Annotated in this window: 14 protein-coding genes; 10 read left to right on the top strand and 4 right to left on the bottom strand. The window is 74.5% G+C overall.

The window, feature by feature from the left end; genetic code table 11:
• Positions 1–3 precede the first annotated feature (3 nt).
• The 9 genes from GCU67_RS16930 (at position 4) to hpf (ending at position 11405) form a co-directional block, all read left to right on the top strand.
• Positions 4–1143 (top strand): SIS domain-containing protein, encoded by a 1140-nt coding sequence (locus GCU67_RS16930; protein WP_163612500.1) that lies wholly within the window; start codon positions 4–6, stop codon positions 1141–1143.
• Positions 1140–2180 carry a cation diffusion facilitator family transporter gene (locus tag GCU67_RS16925; protein WP_163612498.1) on the top strand — a complete coding sequence of 347 codons (1041 nt, stop codon included), beginning with the start codon at positions 1140–1142 and terminating at the stop codon, positions 2178–2180. The genes GCU67_RS16930 and GCU67_RS16925 overlap by 4 nt, the downstream gene beginning before the upstream one ends.
• Before the next feature lie 73 nt (positions 2181–2253).
• A complete protein-coding gene (gene manA, locus GCU67_RS16920; protein WP_163612497.1) occupies positions 2254–3459 on the top strand; it encodes a mannose-6-phosphate isomerase, class I in 1206 nt (401 codons plus the stop codon).
• A 229-nt stretch (positions 3460–3688) separates the two neighbouring features.
• Entirely contained in the window at positions 3689–5173 is a 1485-nt protein-coding gene (gene ahcY, locus GCU67_RS16915; protein ID WP_163612495.1) for an adenosylhomocysteinase, read from the top strand.
• 264 nt (positions 5174–5437) lie between these two features.
• A complete protein-coding gene (gene mtrA / locus GCU67_RS16910; RefSeq protein ID WP_163612493.1) occupies positions 5438–6145 on the top strand; it encodes an MtrAB system response regulator MtrA in 708 nt (235 codons plus the stop codon).
• 52 nt (positions 6146–6197) lie between these two features.
• A complete protein-coding gene (gene mtrB, locus GCU67_RS16905) occupies positions 6198–7913 on the top strand; it encodes an MtrAB system histidine kinase MtrB (RefSeq protein WP_163612491.1) in 1716 nt (571 codons plus the stop codon).
• Positions 7910–9646 (top strand): LpqB family beta-propeller domain-containing protein, encoded by a 1737-nt coding sequence (locus tag GCU67_RS16900; RefSeq protein WP_163612489.1) that lies wholly within the window; start codon positions 7910–7912, stop codon positions 9644–9646. The genes mtrB and GCU67_RS16900 overlap by 4 nt, the downstream gene beginning before the upstream one ends.
• A gap of 96 nt (positions 9647–9742) precedes the next feature.
• The gene (locus GCU67_RS16895; protein WP_163612487.1) at positions 9743–10576 is read left to right on the top strand and encodes a ComF family protein; all 834 of its coding nucleotides are present in this window, start codon (positions 9743–9745) and stop codon (positions 10574–10576) included.
• Between the two features lie 91 nt (positions 10577–10667).
• Positions 10668–11405, top strand: a complete 738-nt coding sequence (hpf, locus tag GCU67_RS16890) for a ribosome hibernation-promoting factor, HPF/YfiA family (protein ID WP_163612485.1) — start codon at positions 10668–10670, stop codon at positions 11403–11405.
• A 166-nt stretch (positions 11406–11571) separates the two neighbouring features.
• On the opposite strand, the gene GCU67_RS16885 is transcribed toward hpf, so the two are convergent.
• Entirely contained in the window at positions 11572–12138 is a 567-nt protein-coding gene (locus GCU67_RS16885; protein WP_163612483.1) for a GNAT family N-acetyltransferase, read from the bottom strand.
• Entirely contained in the window at positions 12135–12572 is a 438-nt protein-coding gene (locus GCU67_RS16880) for a TIGR03618 family F420-dependent PPOX class oxidoreductase (protein WP_163612481.1), read from the bottom strand. The genes GCU67_RS16885 and GCU67_RS16880 overlap by 4 nt, the downstream gene beginning before the upstream one ends.
• An 89-nt stretch (positions 12573–12661) precedes the next feature.
• Here GCU67_RS16880 and secA point away from each other — a divergent pair, with 89 nt between their 5' ends.
• Positions 12662–15817 carry a preprotein translocase subunit SecA gene (gene secA, locus GCU67_RS16875; protein WP_163612479.1) on the top strand — a complete coding sequence of 1052 codons (3156 nt, stop codon included), beginning with the start codon at positions 12662–12664 and terminating at the stop codon, positions 15815–15817.
• A gap of 117 nt (positions 15818–15934) precedes the next feature.
• On the opposite strand, the gene GCU67_RS16870 is transcribed toward secA, so the two are convergent.
• Positions 15935–16510: an Rv3235 family protein gene (locus GCU67_RS16870; protein ID WP_338105102.1), complete on the bottom strand. Its 576-nt coding sequence runs from the start codon at positions 16508–16510 to the stop codon at positions 15935–15937.
• A 48-nt stretch (positions 16511–16558) separates the two neighbouring features.
• The coding region (locus GCU67_RS22065) for a LysM peptidoglycan-binding domain-containing protein (RefSeq protein ID WP_476738954.1) at positions 16559–16903 on the bottom strand (345 nt) is incomplete at its 5' end.

The following is a 16903-nucleotide window of genomic DNA, read 5'->3' as shown; positions in this document are numbered from 1 at the left end:
GGCATGACCTCGCCCGAGCTGGCCGAGGAGGTCCTCGACGACCTGACGCTGCTGCGCGCCCGTGACCCCCGGGGCCTGCTCCCGGCCGTCGCCGGGGCCGGGGCGCAGGTGCGTGAGACCACCCGGCTGACCCAGGAGGCCGGCCTGTCGCGGGTCACCTCGGCCGGTCGGCCGCGCGGGCTGGTCGTCATCGGCCGCCGTGAGGGTGCGGTGGCCGGGGAGCTGCTGCGCGCGCTGCTCGGCCCGGCCACCCCGGTCACCGTCGACGTGGTGCCCGGCCCGGACCTGCCGGTGTGGATGGGCCCGTCGGACATCGCGGTGATCGCCACCCGCACCGGGGCCGGCCGGTACGCCGTCACCCCCGCCTACGAGGCGGCCCGCCGCGGGGTGGCCGTGGTCGGCATCGGCGCCGAGGACGCGCCGCTGCACGCCGCCTGTGCCAGCTCCCGCGCGCCCTACGTCGCGCTGCCGCCGACTCGGGTCCGGCACGCCACGCTGTGGTCGCTGCTGACCCCCATGCTGCTGCTCGCCGCCGAGCTGGGCCTGGTCGGCGCCGAGGTGGCCGACACCGAGCAGGTCGCCGCGGCCCTGGACGAGGTCGCCGCCGACTGCGGCCCGGCCCGGGAGTCGTTCGTGAACCCGGCCAAGACCCTGGCCCTGGAGCTGCTGGACGCCCTGCCGGTGATCGCCGCCGAGGGCCCGCTCGCCGGCGCCGCGGCCGGCCGGGTCGCCGACCAGCTGGCCACCCTGGCCGGGTTGCCGGTCGCCGCCTTCCGGCTGCCCGACCAGCGGGTGGCGCTGCGGACCGTGCTCGCCGGGCCGCTGGCCACCTCCGCCGGGCAGGACGACTTCTTCCGCGACCGCACCGACGACGTCGGTCGCCGGCTCCGGCTGATCACCGTCCGCGACGCGCACGCCGCCGAGCACGACGGCGACGAGCGGGTGCCCCGCTCGGCCGGTGAGGCCATGGGCGAGGTGCTGCGCATCGCCGAGGCGCACAACGTGCCGGTCAGCGCCCTGGCCGCCACCGAGCCCGGCCGGCACCCGCGGCTGGCCCGGCTCGCCCGTCAGCTCGCCGTCGCCGACTTCGGCGCGGTCTACCTCGCACTCGCGCTCGACCACGAGAGGGCCCTCCAGCCATGACCGACCACACCACGGCCCCCGCCTCCGGCGCCCACCCCGCACGCACCGGCCCCAGCGGCGGAGGCGACGGGCACGCCGCCGGCGCGGGCGGTGAGCACGGCGGGGGCGGGCACGGCGGCGGGACGACGGCGATCATCGCCGCACTGGGTGCCAACCTCGGCATCGCGGTCGCGAAGTTCGTCGCCTTCCTGATCACCGGCGCCTCCTCGATGCTGGCCGAGGCGATCCACTCGGTGGCGGACTCCGGCAACCAGGTGCTGCTGCTGGTCGGTGGCAAGCGGTCCAGGCGCGCCGCGACCCCCGAGCACCCCTTCGGCTTCGGGCGCGACCGCTACATCTACAGCTTCATCGTCGCGATCGTGCTGTTCAGCGTCGGTGGCCTCTTCGCGATCTACGAGGGCGTGCAGAAGGTCCGCGAGGAGGCCGAGGTCGAGTCGCAGACGGTGGCCATCGTCGTGCTGCTCGTGGCGATCGCGCTGGAGAGCTTCTCGCTGCGCACCGCGCTGAAGGAGACCAACGCCGTCCGCAAGCCGGGGGAGAGCTACTGGGCCTTCATCCGGCACGCCCGCGCCCCCGAGCTGCCCGTCGTCCTGCTCGAGGACAGCGCGGCGCTCACCGGCCTGGCGTTCGCGCTGGTCGGCGTCAGCCTGTCCGCGCTGACCGGCGAGAGCCTGTACGACGGGCTGGGCACCATCGCCATCGGCCTGCTGCTGGTGGCCGTGGCGGCTGTCCTGGCGATCGAGACCAAGAGCCTGCTGGTCGGTGAGTCGGCGACCCCGGACGCGCAGCGGCAGATCGTGGCCGCGCTGGTCGACGGCGGGTCCGTGCAGTCGGTGATCCACATGCGCACCCAGCACCTCGGTCCCGAGGAGCTGCTGGTGGCCGCCAAGATCGCCGTCCGGCACGACGACACCGCCGAGGCGGTGGCCCACGCCATCGACGCCGCCGAGGCGCGGGTCCGGGCCGCCGTGCCGATCGCCCGGGTGATCTACCTGGAGCCGGACATCCGGTGGTCGCAGACCCCCGCCGGACGGTGAGCCTCACCCGGTCGGGCGTGACCCCGGTCCGACCCGGGGTCAGGCAGGGTGCGCGCCGGTAGTGTCGCCGCCGATGTGGCAGATGACGAACGCCGTCCGGCACTACCCGTGGGGTTCCCGCACGGTCATCCCCGAGCTGCTCGGCGAGCCCTCGCCCGCTGACCGGCCGTACGCCGAGCTGTGGATGGGGGCCCACCCCGCGCAGCCCAGCGTGCTGTCCGACGGCCGGCCGCTGGACGCCGCGATCGCCGCCGACCCCGAGGGGATGCTCGGCGACTCCGTGCAGCACCGCTTCGGCGACCGGCTGCCCTTCCTCATGAAGGTGCTCGCCGCCGACCTGCCGCTGTCGCTGCAGGCGCACCCGACCACCGCCCAGGCGCAGGTCGGTTTCGCCGCCGAGGAGGCCGCCGGCATCCCGCTGGACGACCCCACGCGCACGTTCAAGGACCCCTACCACAAGCCGGAGATCCTGCTGGCGATCACGCCGGTCGAGGCGCTGTGCGGCTTCCGGCCGATCGCGGAGTCGCTGCACTGCCTGGCCAAGCTGCAGCTGGCAGAGCTGATGCCCACGATCGCCGCACTGGCCAACGGCGGGCTGCGGGCCGCGATCCCGCAGCTGCTGGCACTGTCGGAGCGGCGGCGCGAGTCCCTGGTCAGCGCCGTGGCCGCCAAGGCGGCCAGCTTCGTCGCCGCGCACGACCCGGAGTTCATCAACACGTACCGGTGGGCTGCCGCGCTGGCCGAGACCTACCCCGGTGACCCCGGCGTCGTCATCTCGCTGATGTGCAACCACCTCCGCCTCGCCCCGGGTGAGGCGGTGTTCCTGCCCGCCGGCAACCTGCACGCCTACCTCAGCGGTGCCGGTGTCGAGGTCATGGCCAGCTCGGACAACGTCCTGCGCGGTGGGCTCACCGACAAGCACGTCGACCTCGCGGCGCTGATCGAGGTGCTGGACTTCACCGACGGACGGGTCCCGGTCATCCACCCGGTCCTCGGCCGGGGCGGGCTGCGCTACCCCACGCCGGTCCGCGACTTCGACCTCACCCGCGTGCAGGTCGACGTCGAGCCGGGCGTGCTGACCACGTCCGGGCCGCAGGTCCTGCTGTGCACCGAGGGGACCGCCGTCCTCGGGGGGCCCGACGGCGAGGTCGTGCTGCAGAAGGGCCAGTCGGCCTTCGTGCCCGCCGGGCAGCTGGTGACCGCCTGCGGTCCCACGATCCTCTACCGGGCGACGACCGCGAGCGCCTGGACGCCGGCCCAGCGGGACCAGCGGACCTGAACGAGGGCCCTCCTGCCCCCACCACGAGCCAGTTCGCGGCGGGCCCCCGCAGGAGGGCCGGGGTGCGACCGGTCCCACGCCGCCCCGTCGGGCGGAACCGGGCTGGTGGTCCGGCAGCGGTTACCCTGGGAGACGGTACGAGCCCCGCCGAAGCCTCGGCATGCTCGCTCAGATCTCAGTAACCGACTGCGCCCGCCCATCCGGGGCCGGGCCGGGACACTGGAGCGACATGACCGCCAGCACTGGCACCCGCGTACTGACCTCCGACGACTTCAAGGTCGCCGACCTCTCCCTCGCCGGCTTCGGCCGCAAGGAGATCTCCCTCGCCGAGCACGAGATGCCCGGCCTGATGGCGCTGCGCGCGGAGTACGGCGACGCCCAGCCGCTCGCCGGCGCGCGCGTCGCCGGGTCCCTGCACATGACCATCCAGACGGCCGTGCTCATCGAGACGCTGACCGCGCTCGGCGCCGACGTCCGCTGGGTCAGCTGCAACATCTTCTCCACCCAGGACCACGCCGCCGCGGCGATCGTCGTGGGCGAGGGCACCGCCGAGGAGCCCACCGGCGTCCCCGTCTTCGCCTGGAAGGGCGAGACGCTGCCGGAGTACTGGTGGTGCACCCAGCGGATGTTCGAGTTCCGCGACTCCGCCGGTGACGTCGTCGGCCCGAACATGATCCTGGACGACGGCGGCGACGCCACGCTGCTGGTCCACCTGGGCACCCGCTTCGAGGCCGACGGCGCCGTCCCGGACACCACCGAGGCCGACTCCGAGGAGTACGGCGTCATCCTCGACACGCTGCGGAGCACCCTCGCCGAGGACGCCTCGTACTGGACCCGCATCGGCCAGGGCATCAAGGGCGTCACCGAGGAGACCACCACCGGCGTCATGCGCCTGTACGAGCTCGCCCGCGACGGCCGGCTGCTCTTCCCGGCGATCAACGTCAACGACTCGGTCACCAAGAGCAAGTTCGACAACCTCTACGGCGTCCGGCACTCCCTCATCGACGGGATCAACCGCGGCACCGACGTGATGATCGGCGGCAAGGTCGCCGTCGTCTGCGGCTACGGCGACGTCGGCAAGGGGTCCGCGGACTCCCTGCGCGGCCAGGGCGCCCGGGTCATCGTCACCGAGATCGACCCGATCAACGCCCTCCAGGCCGCGATGCACGGCTACGAGGTCACCACGCTGGACGAGGTGATCGGCAAGGCCGACATCATCATCACCACGACCGGCAACAAGGACATCATCACCGCCGAGCAGCTCGGTCAGACCAAGCACCAGGCGATCATCGGCAACATCGGCCACTTCGACAACGAGATCGACATCGCCGGGCTGGCCCGCACGCCGGGCATCGTCAAGACGAACATCAAGCCGCAGGTCGACGAGTGGCGGTTCGCCGACGGCCACACGATCATCGTGCTGAGTGAGGGCCGGCTGCTGAACCTGGGCAACGCCACCGGGCACCCCAGCTTCGTGATGAGCGCGTCGTTCTCCAACCAGACGCTGGCCCAGATCGAGCTGTGGACCAACCGGGCCGCCTACGAGGGCAAGACCCCCGGCGTCACCGTGCTGCCCAAGAAGCTCGACGAGCACGTGGCCCGACTCCACCTCGACGCGCTCGGCGTGAAGCTGACCGAGCTGACCAAGGTGCAGGCCGACTACATCGGCGTCCCGGTCGAGGGCCCCTACAAGAGCGACCACTACCGCTACTGACAGGACCCCCTTGCCCCCCGCCACGAGCAAGCGCGGCGGGACCCTGCAAGGGGGCCGACGGACCGGCCGGACGATGGTGCGGGTCGACCCTCGTGAGCCGACCTGGAGCCGCGCTGTGGCGCGGCTCCAGGTCGGTCCGAGCGGCTCGACCCGCGCTGTCGACGGCCGCCCGATCGGTCGCTGACCAGCAGTTCCCGCCCCGTCCGGTGAAGTCCGCCGGGCGGGGCGGGGCGTTTCCCGGCGTGCGTCGCGCAGAATGGGCGCGTGCCCCCCTCTGCGCCGTCGTCCGGCACCAGCCGCGGCCGTGTCCTCGTCGTCGACGACGACGCCGCCCTCGCCGAGATGCTCGGCATCGTGCTGCGCCGGGAGGGCTACGAGCCCGCGTTCGTCTCCGACGGCGCCCGGGCCGTGGCCACCTTCCAGCAGCTGCGGCCGGACCTGGTGCTGCTGGACCTGATGCTGCCCGGTCGCAACGGCCTGCAGATCTGCGCCGACATCCGCACCCAGTCGACCGTGCCGATCGTGATGCTCACCGCGAAGACCGACACGATCGACATCGTCCAGGGGCTCGAGGCCGGCGCCGACGACTACGTCACCAAGCCCTTCAAGCCCGTCGAGCTCGTGGCCCGGGTCCGCGCCCAGCTGCGCCGCGGCGACAACGGACAGGCCGAGAGCCTGTCGATCGGCGACGTCTCGATCGACGTCCCCGCCCACCAGGTGAGCCGCGACGGCGCCCCCATCGCGCTGACCCCGCTGGAGTTCGACCTGCTGGTCGCCCTGGCCCGGAAGCCCCGGCAGGTGTTCACCCGCGAGCTGCTGCTCGAGCAGGTGTGGGGCTACCGGCACGCCGCCGATACCCGGCTGGTCAACGTGCACGTGCAGCGGCTGCGGGCCAAGGTCGAGCGCGACCCGGAGAAGCCGGAGGTCGTCCTCACCGTCCGCGGCGTCGGCTACAAGGCCGGCCCGCCGTGAGCCGACCGGGCTGCGCCGTCAGCGGCGCTCGACACGGGGCTCCCGCGGTCCGGTGAGCACCACGACCGGGCCGCCGGTCGTCGACCGGGCATCACAGCCGGACGACGGCAGCCGCCGTCCGCCGCCACGCCGCCGCCCCGCCCAGCTGGGTCGCGGGGTGCGCCGCCGCGTCCGCCGGGCCCGCCGACGGGCCTTCGTGCGCACCGGCCGGGGCGTCCGCCGGGTCGTGCGCGCCTGGCGCTCGTCGCTCCAGCTGCGGGTCGGGGCCATCACCATGCTGGTCGCCGCCGTCGTCGTGGTGATCGTGAGCATGGTGCTGTTCACCCAGATCCGCGGCCAGCTGCTCGACGTCAAGCAGCAGGCCGCGGTCGACCAGTCGCTGGCCGGGGTCGTCTACGCCCAGACCGAGGTCAGCGGCATCGCCACCGGCGACTCCGCGAGCGTGCGCTCCACCCTGTCGCGCACCGTCGAGGGCCTCCAGCGCCTGGGCGGCGCGGCCGGGGACTTCGACGTGGTGATGGTCTACCGGTCCGGGGAGGACGAGCGCCCGGCGGTCAGCCGCCGCGGCGTCGAGCCCGCGCTGCCGGCCGACCTCCGGGCCCAGGTGGCAGGCGGGGCGCAGGCCTACCGCTACGCCCGGGTGCCCGACCTGCGCGGTGAGCCGGTGCCCACGCTGATCGTCGGGGCCCCGGTGCCCACCGACCCCGGCGGCGGCGACAGCGTCGAGGTCTACTTCGCCTTCCCGCTGGACCAGGAGCAGGCCAACCTGTCCGGCATCCGCAGCACGGTCGCCATCACCAGCGCCGTCCTCGTGCTCTTCGTCGCCGGCATCGGCGTGCTGGTGACCCGGCTGGTCGTCGACCCGGTCCGGCGCGCCGCCGGCAGCGCCCAGCGGCTGGCCGACGGGCACCTGGAGGAACGGCTGGCGGTGCGCGGGGAGGACGACCTGGCCCGGCTGGCCACCAGCTTCAACGCCATGGCCGAGGGGCTGCAGCAGCAGATCACCCAGCTCGAGGCGCTGTCCCAGCTGCAGCAACGGTTCACCTCCGACGTCTCCCACGAGCTGCGCACCCCGCTGACCACCGTGCAGATGGCGGCGGCGGTGCTGCACGACGCGCGGGGCGAGTTCGACCCGGCGGTCGCCCGGTCCGCCGAGCTGCTGCAGGCCGAGCTCAACCGCTTCGAGGCGCTGCTGACCGACCTGCTGGAGATCAGCCGCTACGACGCCGGCGCCGCCACCCTGGAGCCCGAGGCGCAGGAGCTGGGCCCGCTGGTGCAGCGGGTGGTGAGCGGGATGGCGTCGCTGGCCGAGCGGCACGACTGCGCCCTGCTGGTGAGCCTGCCACCGCGCTCGGTCATCGCCGAGGTCGACGGCCGCCGGGTCGAGCGCGTGCTGCGCAACCTGGTCGGCAACGCCATCGAGCACGGCCGTGGGAAGCCGGTGGAGATCACCCTGGCCGCCTCGCGATGGGCGGCGGCGATCACCGTGCGCGACCACGGCGTCGGGCTGACCGCCGAGGACGCCCAGCACGTGTTCGACCGGTTCTGGCGCGCCGACCCCTCACGGGTGCGCACCGTCGGCGGCAGCGGCCTCGGCCTGTCGATCAGCCTCGAGGACGCCCGGCTGCACGGCGGCTGGCTGCAGGTGTGGGGCCTGCCCGGTGAGGGCGCGCAGTTCCGGCTCACCGTGCCGCTGGTCGTCGGCGCCGAGCTCACCAGCTCGCCGCTGCCGCTGCGCCCGCCGATGCTGAGCCGGGGGCAGGCGTGACCGGCCGCGGCGTGCGGGCGGCGCTGGCCGGGCTGGCCGCGGTCCTGCTGGCCGGCTGCAGCACCGTGCCGAGCAGCTCGCCGGTCACCCAGATCACCCAGGTCCCCGAGCCGCCGGCCGACGCCGTCGGCATCGAACCGCAGGCACCCGAGCCCGGCGCGACCCCCGAGGAGGTCGTGCGGGGGTTCATCGACGCCAACGCCAGCACCGCGCGCAACCACCCGGTCGCCCGCCAGTACCTCAGCGGGGCGGCCGCGGACAGCTGGTCCGACAGCGACGGGGTGACCGTGATCAGCGGTGACTACGCGCCGGTCCAGGCGCAGGCGGGCACGGTGCAGGTCACGGCGAAGGAGATCGGCAGCATCGACGAGCGGGGCGTCTTCGCCGTCGGCTCCGAGCAGGTCTACGCCCGCACCTTCACCCTGACCGACGAGTCGGGGGAGTGGCGGATCACCGACCCGCCCGACGGGCTGTTGCTGCTCGAGCCGGACTTCACCCGCACCTACGAGCAGATCGACGTCTACTTCCTCGACCCCACCGGCTCCCGCGTCGTCCCCGACCCGCGGTACCTGGTGGACGGCGAGGCGCAGCCCAACGCGGTGGTCGAACGGCTGCTGTCCGGCCCGTCGCCGGCGGTCGGGGCGGGAGTGGTGAACCCGCTCAACGGCGCCGGCCTGCGCAGCACCGTGTCCGTCGCCGGGCAGAGCGCGACCGTCGACCTGACCTTCCCGGCCGGCACCGGGGACGAGACCGTGTCCGTCGCCGTCGGGCAGCTGGTGTGGTCGCTGCAGCAGGACCAGCTGGGCCTGCAGACGGTGGAGGTGCTGCGCGACGGCCAGCCGCTGGGCCTGCCCGGCGTCCCCGACCGGCAGACCACGGCCGACTGGCCGGCGCTGGACCCCGACGCAGCCCCGCCGAACGCGGTCGGGCACTACCTCGTCGACGGCGGGCTGCGCCGGGCCTCCGACGGGACGCCGTCGCCCGGGCCGGCGGGCACCTCCGCGTACGGGCTGTCGTCGGCGGCCGTGTCGGTCGACCCGCGCACCGGCCAGCTCGGGCTGACCGCGGGGGTGTCGACCACCAACTCGCCCACCGGCGCCCCGGCGGCGCTGTTCGCCGGCCCCTACGACGGGGACCTCGCGTGGGTGCTCGACGGCGCCAGCTTCACCGCACCGACCACGGCGGGCACCCGGTCGGAGGTCTGGACGGTGCGCAACGGCACCGACGTCGTGCGACTGCCCGCCGGTGGCTCGCCGCAGGCGGTGAGCGCCCCGACGCTGGCCGGGCTGGGCCGGGCCACGACGTTCCAGCTGTCCCCGGACGGCGTCCGGGCCGCGGTGGTCATCGAGGGCCCCGACGGCGGGCGGCTCTACGTGGGCACGGTGGTCCGCGCCGCCGACGCGGTGAGCGTCCGCGACCTGCGCTCGATCGCCCCCTCGGTGCGGCAGGTCGTCGACGTGGCGTGGCGCAACGCCGGCCTGCTGATGGTGCTGGCCGGGGACCCCGGCGCCCAGCGCACGGTGCCCTACACGGTCGGCGTCGACGGCTTCGGTCTCACGCGGGTGATCACCAACGGACTGCCCGAGCAGGCCACCGCCCTGGCGGCGGCGCCTGGCCGGCAGCCGCTGGTGGTCTCCGAGGGCACGGTCTGGCAGCTCGCCGGCGGCACGTGGGTGACCCTCGTCCGCGGTGCCCCGCCGCTGGCCGGACAGGCGCCCTTCTACCCGATGTGAGCCCGCGGGGCCGGCCGCCGTCCCCAGCGGCCGGCCCCGTCCCCGGACCGGCCGGAGGACGGCGCGGGGCGCCCGTCCCCGGGCAGGGTGGGCGCCGTGCGACCGGCCGGGACGACGCAGGACGGCGCCCCGCCGTGGGCCGGGGTGCTGCAGGCCGGCGGGCGGGCGCTGGCCGACCTGGTGCTGCCCCGCGTCTGCGCCGGGTGCGCGCTGCCCGGGTCGGTGCTGTGCGCGCCGTGCGGCAGCCGGCTGGCCCGGCCCCGGCTGGCCGAGCCGCGCCGCCACCCGCCGGGCTTCCCGCCGACGGTGGCCGCGGGGGCGTACGCGGGTCCGGTGCGCCCGGCGGTGGTGGCCTTCAAGGAGCACGGCCGGGCCGAGCTGGCCGCACCCCTGGGCACCGCGCTGGCCCTGGCGGTGGCCACCGTGCTCACCGGCCTGCCCCCGTCCAGCGGGTCCTCGGATGGCGGGTCGTCGGATGCCGGGTCGTCGGATGCCGGGCCGGTCGTGCTGGTGCCGATGCCCAGCGACCCGGCCGCCGTGCGGCGGCGCGGGCGCGACCACGTGCAGGAGCTGGCCGACCGCGCCGTCGCCGAGCTCGCCGCCGCGGGGCTCACCGCGACCACGGTGCCGCTGCTGGGCCGCGCCGGGAGGACCCGGGACTCCGCCGGCCTGGACGCCGCGGCCCGGCGGGCGAACCTCACCGGCCGGTTCCGCCGGCTGCCGGTCCTGCTGCCGCCGGGCTGCCGGCTGGTGCTGGTCGATGACGTGGCCACCAGCGGCGCCACCCTCACCGAGGCGGCCCGGGCCCTGACCGCGGGGGCGCCCGTCGGCGGGGAGCCGGTGCTGGCCGCGGTGGTGGCGGCGACGCCGCGGCGGGTGCGGCGACCGGACCCGCCACGCTCGGCAGCCGTTCTCACCCTGCGGAGGTGAACCGGACGAGTTCGGTCACTGCCCCCGGTGTCGGGAGCGGGAGAGGGGGGCTAGCGTGGGTTCGATCACACCCGCCCGATCGGGAGGTCTCATGGAGATCGTGGTCCGAGGTCGCAACGTCGAGGTACCCGAGCACTTCCGCCAGAAGGTGGAGGACAAGGTCGGTCAGCTGGAACGTTTCGACAGCAAGGTCATCCGCATCGACGTCGAGTTGCTGCACGAGAAGAACCCGCGCCAGGCGGCCAACTGCCAGCGCGTGGAGATCACCCTCCGGGGCAAGGGCCCCGTGGCCCGCGCCGAGGCGTGCGCGCCGGACTTCTACGCCGCCCTGGAGCTGGCGGCCGGCAAGCTGGAGAACCGGATGCGGCGGGCCAACGACCGCCGCCGGGTCCATCACGGCCGGCACACCCCGCCCAGCGTGCGGGTGGGCGGAGTCCCCGTCGACGTCGTCGCGGTGGGTGCCGAGGACACCACCGCCCCCCTCGGCGAGCTCGCCGGTGCCTCCGGCGCCGCCGAGCCGTCCGCGGACATCGAGGCCGCCCTCGTCGACGGCCCTCTGGTCACCGACCTCGACGAGCACCTGCCCGGGCAGATCGTCCGGGAGAAGGTCCACCAGGCCAAGCCGATGCACGTGGACCAGGCGCTCTACGAGATGGAGCTCGTCGGGCACGACTTCTTCCTGTTCCTGTGCGCCGACACCGGCCAGCCCTCGGTCGTCTACCGGCGGCACGCCTTCGACTACGGGCTGATCCGGCTCGGCGCCTCCGTCGCCTCGCTCGACGGCGCCGCGGCGTCCGTCGCGGCAGAGCGGGAGCCCGCGCACGCCTGACCGACCCAGCTCACCCGGCGAGCCGTCCTCCGCACCCGCGGAGGGCGGCTCGCCGCACGTCCGGGGCCCTCCGGCCGGCCGCACGGGTGAGATCTGCGTTCTCGTGGCGTCACGGGCCCGGATGCCTCCAGTTCGCAGACCTCGTGCCCGCCGGCGGGTGGGGGCGTCAGTCGCCGGGCAGGCGGGAGAACAGCGCGGCGTCGGCGCGGCGGCCGTCGCGGTAGTGCAGGTAGGAGCGCAGCACGCCCTCGCGGTGGAACCCCGCCTGGACGGCGACGGTCTGCGAGCCGGTGTTGGCCACGTCGGCGACCAGGTAGACCCGGGGCGCGCCGAGCCCGATCGCCCAGTCGGCCAGGGCGTGTGCGGCCTCGGCGGCGTACCCGCGCCCGCGGGCCCGGGGAGTGATCCAGTAGCCGACCTCCGGGCCGATCGGGTGCTGGCCGATCCGCTGGACGCCGCTGGCGCCGACCAGCTCGCCGTCGGCCTCGACGGCCACGGTCAGCCCGGTGCCCTCGCGCCGCTGACCGGGGGCCTCGCCGAGCACGAACGCGGCGGCGTCCTCCCGGGTGTAGGGCACACCGACGGCGGCGATCCAGCGGGGGATCTCCGGGTCCTGGCAGGCCGCGAACACCGCGTCGACGTCGTCCGGGCGGAACGGGCGCAGCACCAGCCGGGCGGTGCGGATCGTCTCGGTGGTGAGGTCGATGCCGCCGAGGTGCATCCCGCCGCTCACGCCGCCCCCTGCGGACCGCGGTGGCGCTCGGCGTTGCCGAGCACCCGGTCCACGGTGATCTCCAGGACCACCCGGGCCGGGTTCTCCCGGGGCTGCCGGTACCGGCGGGCGTAGCGGGCCACGGCGTCGGCGACCGCGGCGGCGTCGTCGCGCACCACCGCCGTCCCCTCCAGCGTCGTCCAGCAGGCGCCGTCGACCTGGCAGACCGCCACCCGGGCCTGCCCGTCGCGCACGTGCCGGGCCTTCATCGAGGTGCCCGAGGTGATCACCCGGGCGGTGCCGGTCGCCGCGTCCAGGGTGACCCCGACCGGGACGACGTGCGGGCTGCCGTCGGCGCGCAGCGTGGTGAGCGTGGCCAGGTGCCGTTCGGTGAAGAAGGCCACCAGCCCGGGCCCGAGGAGCGGGGTGGCGGGGGAGTCTGGGTCGGAGGACACGCCTGCCGACGGTACGGACGAGGCGCGCCCGGGTACACAGAACGGTCGGGCGTGGACCAGTCCAGGGGTTCGCCGCCTACGCTGGTGCCGTGGTGTTCAACAAGCTATTGCGTGCCGGTGAGGGCAAGATCCTCCGACGGTTGTCCAAGATCGCCGACGCGGTCGACGCCCACGAGGCCGACACCGCCGGCCTGACCGACGCCGAGCTGCGCGCGAAGACCGACGAGTTCAAGGCCCGGTACGCCGACGGGGAGAGCCTGGACCTGCTGCTGCCGGAGGCGTTCTCCGTCGTCCGCGAGGCGGCCGGCCGCACCCTGGGCCAGCGGCACTACTCCGTGCAGATGATGGGCGGCGCCGCGCTGCACCTGGGCAACATCGCGGAGATGAAGACCGGTGAGGGCAAGACGCTCACCGGTGTGCTGGCCGCCTACCTCAACGCGCTGCCCGGCGAGGGCGTGCACATCGTCACCACCAACGACTACCTGGCCGCCCGTGACGCCGAGAACATGGGCCGCATCCACCGCTTCCTGGGCCTCACCGTGGGCACGATCGTCTCCGGCCAGCAGCCGGACGAGCGCCGCGCGCAGTACGCCTGCGACATCACGCACGGCACGAACAACGAGTTCGGCTTCGACTACCTGCGCGACAACATGGCCTGGTCCAAGGCCGACCTGGTGCAGCGCGGGCACGCCTACGCGATCGTCGACGAGGTCGACTCGATCCTCATCGACGAGGCCCGCACCCCGCTGATCATCAGCGGCCCGGCCGAGACCAGCGCCAAGTGGTACGGCGAGTTCGCCCGCATCGCCCCGCTGATGCGCCGCGACCGGCACTACGAGGTGGAGGAGGCCAAGCGCACGGTCGCCGTCACCGAGGAGGGCGTGGAGTTCGTCGAGGACCAGCTGGGCATCGACAACCTCTACGAGGCGGTCAACACCCCGCTGATCGGCTACCTGAACAACGCCCTGAAGGCCAAGGAGCTGTTCAAGAAGGACCAGCAGTACATCGTCACCAACGGTGAGGTCCTGATCGTCGACGAGTTCACCGGGCGCGTGCTGTCCGGGCGCCGCTACAACGAGGGCATGCACCAGGCCATCGAGGCCAAGGAGCGCGTCCAGATCAAGGACGAGAACCAGACGCTGGCCACGATCACGCTGCAGAACTACTTCCGGCTCTACGACAAGCTCTCCGGCATGACCGGCACGGCCCAGACCGAGGCCGCCGAGCTCAACCAGACGTACAAGCTGGGCGTCGTGCCGATCCCGACCAACCGGCCGATGGTCCGCGAGGACCGCGCCGACGTCATCTACAAGACGGAGAAGGCGAAGTTCACGGCCGTCGTCGAGGACATCGCCGAGCGCCACGAGGCCGGGCAGCCGGTCCTGGTCGGAACCGCGAGCGTCGAGAAGTCCGAGGAGCTCGCGAAGTACCTGCTCAAGCGCGGGATCCCGCACGAGGTCCTGAACGCCAAGAACCACGCCCGTGAGGCCTCGATCATCGCCATGGCCGGCCGGCTGGGCTCGGTCACCGTGGCCACCAACATGGCCGGCCGCGGTACCGACATCCAGCTCGGCGGCAACTCCGAGTTCATCGCCGACGAGCAGCTGCGGGCTGCGGGCCTGTCCCCGGCGGAGACGCCGGAGGAGTACGAAGCCGGCTGGGACGACGCCCTCGCGGCGGCCAAGGCGCAGGTGAAGGCCGAGCACGACCAGGTGGTCGAGGCCGGTGGCCTCTACGTGCTGGGCACCGAGCGGCACGAGAGCCGGCGCATCGACAACCAGCTGCGCGGTCGCTCCGGCCGTCAGGGCGACCCGGGCGAGTCCCGGTTCTACCTGTCGCTGGGCGACGACCTGATGCGGCGCTTCAACGGCCCGATGCTCGAGTCGATGATGAACACCCTCCGCGTGCCGGAGGACCAGCCGATCGAGTCCAAGATGGTCAGCCGGGCGATCCGGTCGGCCCAGACCCAGGTCGAGCAGCAGAACTTCGAGGTCCGCAAGGACGTCCTGAAGTACGACGAGGTGCTCAACCGCCAGCGCACCGTCATCTACGACGAGCGCCGCAAGGTCCTCGACGGTGAGGACCTGCACCTGCAGGTGCAGACGATGGTCGACGACGTCGTCACCGCCTACGTCAAGGGCGCGACCGAGACCGGTTACGCCGAGGACTGGGACCTCGAGCAGCTGTGGACCGGTCTGAAGACGCTGTACCCGGTGGGCCTGGACCAGCAGGAGATGCTCGACCGGGTGGCCGACGGCGACCAGTCCGCGCTGTCCGCCGAGGACCTGCAGGTCGAGCTGCTCGCCGATCTGCACCGCGCCTACGACGCGCGCGAGGAGGCCCTCGGCTCAGAGGTCATGCGCGAGCTCGAGCGGCGGGTGCTGCTGAGCGTGCTCGACCGCAAGTGGCGCGAGCACCTGTACGAGATGGACTACCTGCGGGCCGGCATCCACCTGCGCGCGATGGCCAACCGCGACCCGGTCGTGGAGTACCAGCGCGAAGGCTTCGACATGTTCAACGCGATGCTCGACGGGATCAAGGAGGAGTCCCTCGGCTTCCTGTTCAACCTGGAGGTCAAGAGCCAGGAGCAGCAGCAGGCCGAGGCCGCCCAGCAGCAGGCCGCCGCCGAGGCCGAGGCGCTCGCCCGCGCCCAGGCCGGCACCCAGGCCGTGCTCGCCCGTCAGGCCGCCGCGCAGGCGGCTGCCGCCCAGGCCGCCGCCGTGCGGGCCGCGATGACCGCCGCGCCGACCGAGGCCCCGGCGCCGGCCCCGACCGGCAACGGGTCGGCGCCGGTGGCGCCCTCGTCCCACGGCAACGGGTCGGTTCCGGTCGGGACCGGGGCGCCCGCCGCCCCGGCGGCCGGCAACGGCAACGGCGGGACGACGACGAGCTCGGCCCGGCGCACCCGCAAGCCGGCCCCGGCCGAGTCGACCACCGACGCTGCCCCGGTCGACTCTGCCCCCGCGCCGGTCGCGTCTGCCCCGACGGCCACGGTGACGGCCGAGCCGGAGACCTCGGGTACCGGCACCGGCCCCGTCCTGGACGTCAAGGGGCTGCAGCCGCCGAAGCAGGAGCAGCTGAGCTACAGCGCGCCGGACCTGGAGGCCTCGCCCAAGGAATCGGGTCCGGCCAAGGCCGCGAAGTCGGTGACCGTGACCGGCACCAAGGAGACCCCGCGCAACGCCCCCTGCCCGTGCGGGTCGGGCAAGAAGTTCAAGCAGTGCCACGGCGTCGCGGGCGCCTGACGCCCTGACGTCCCAGGACGCCCCGTCGACCACCCGGTCGACGGGGCGTCCTGCTGTCCGGCCCCGTCCAGCGGCTCGCCCCGAGCTCGCGAGGGGTGAGGGGGACGGGGTCCTTCGTCAGCCGATCTGCAGGGCGGTGCAGCGCCAGCGGCCGTCGATGCCCTCGAGCCGGGCGGCGACCGCGTGGGCCCGGCCACCCCGCCGGGCGACCGCGCTGACCTCGGCCACGCCGTCCACCGGCTCGCACACCCGCACGGAGCTGATCAGCAGCGGCGCCGTCCCCTCGGTGCACCAGCGCGGGCGCCGGCCGGTGGTGAGCGAGCCGAACAGCGGAGGGCTGACCAGGCCCCGCAGCTGGGTCATCGGCCGGCGGCCGGCGAAGGCCTCCAGGGTCAGCGTCACCAGCCGCCGGCCGGCCGCCTGGGCGTCGGGGAGCTCTGCGCGCTGCGACCACACCGGGCCGAAGTCCGCGGCGTCCTCGACGCGCGGCGCCGGCCGGTCGAGCCGCGGGCGCGGTCCCGGGACGGGCGCCGGGCGGGAGGTGCGCCGGCCGGGCACCAGCAGGCGCACCGGGGCTGCCTCGTCCTCCAGCGCCGGCCCGGGGGTGGGGACGACGACCAGTCGCAGGCGGCGGTGGGCCGGACCGATGGCGTGGTCCGGGGACGACGGGGCGAGGTACGGGGAAGCGGTCACGGCAGCTCTCCAGGGGACGGTGCGGACGGTCGGCGGGGGCGGTGCGGGTCAGCCGGGCGGCCGGAGGACCTGACCGGGCAGCAGCAGGTCGGGATCGGGGCCCAGGACGGCGGCATTGGCCTGCCACCAGGCGTGCACGGCCCGCGCGACCTCGGCGTCGGTGACCGGGGCGCCGGGGTGCTGGCGGGACAGCCACGACTCGGCGACGTCCCAGAGGCAGTCGCCGCGGACGACGACGTGCTCGCCGGGCGCGGGGGCCGGCCAGTCGAGGTCGGGTGCGGCGGGGGGCGCCGCCGGCCAGTCCAACTGGAGGGCGGGACCGGTCTGGCTCGCCGTGGCGACGGCGGTCGAGGGGGCCACCACCGCCGGCAGCACCGCCGGGCCGACGGTGCT

The sequence above is a fragment of the Modestobacter muralis genome (assembly GCF_010682105.1).
Classification (GTDB): Bacteria; Actinomycetota; Actinomycetes; order Mycobacteriales; family Geodermatophilaceae; genus Modestobacter; species Modestobacter muralis.
Note: the sequence above shows the minus strand (reverse complement) of the source record. Positions and strands in the feature narration are given on the sequence as shown.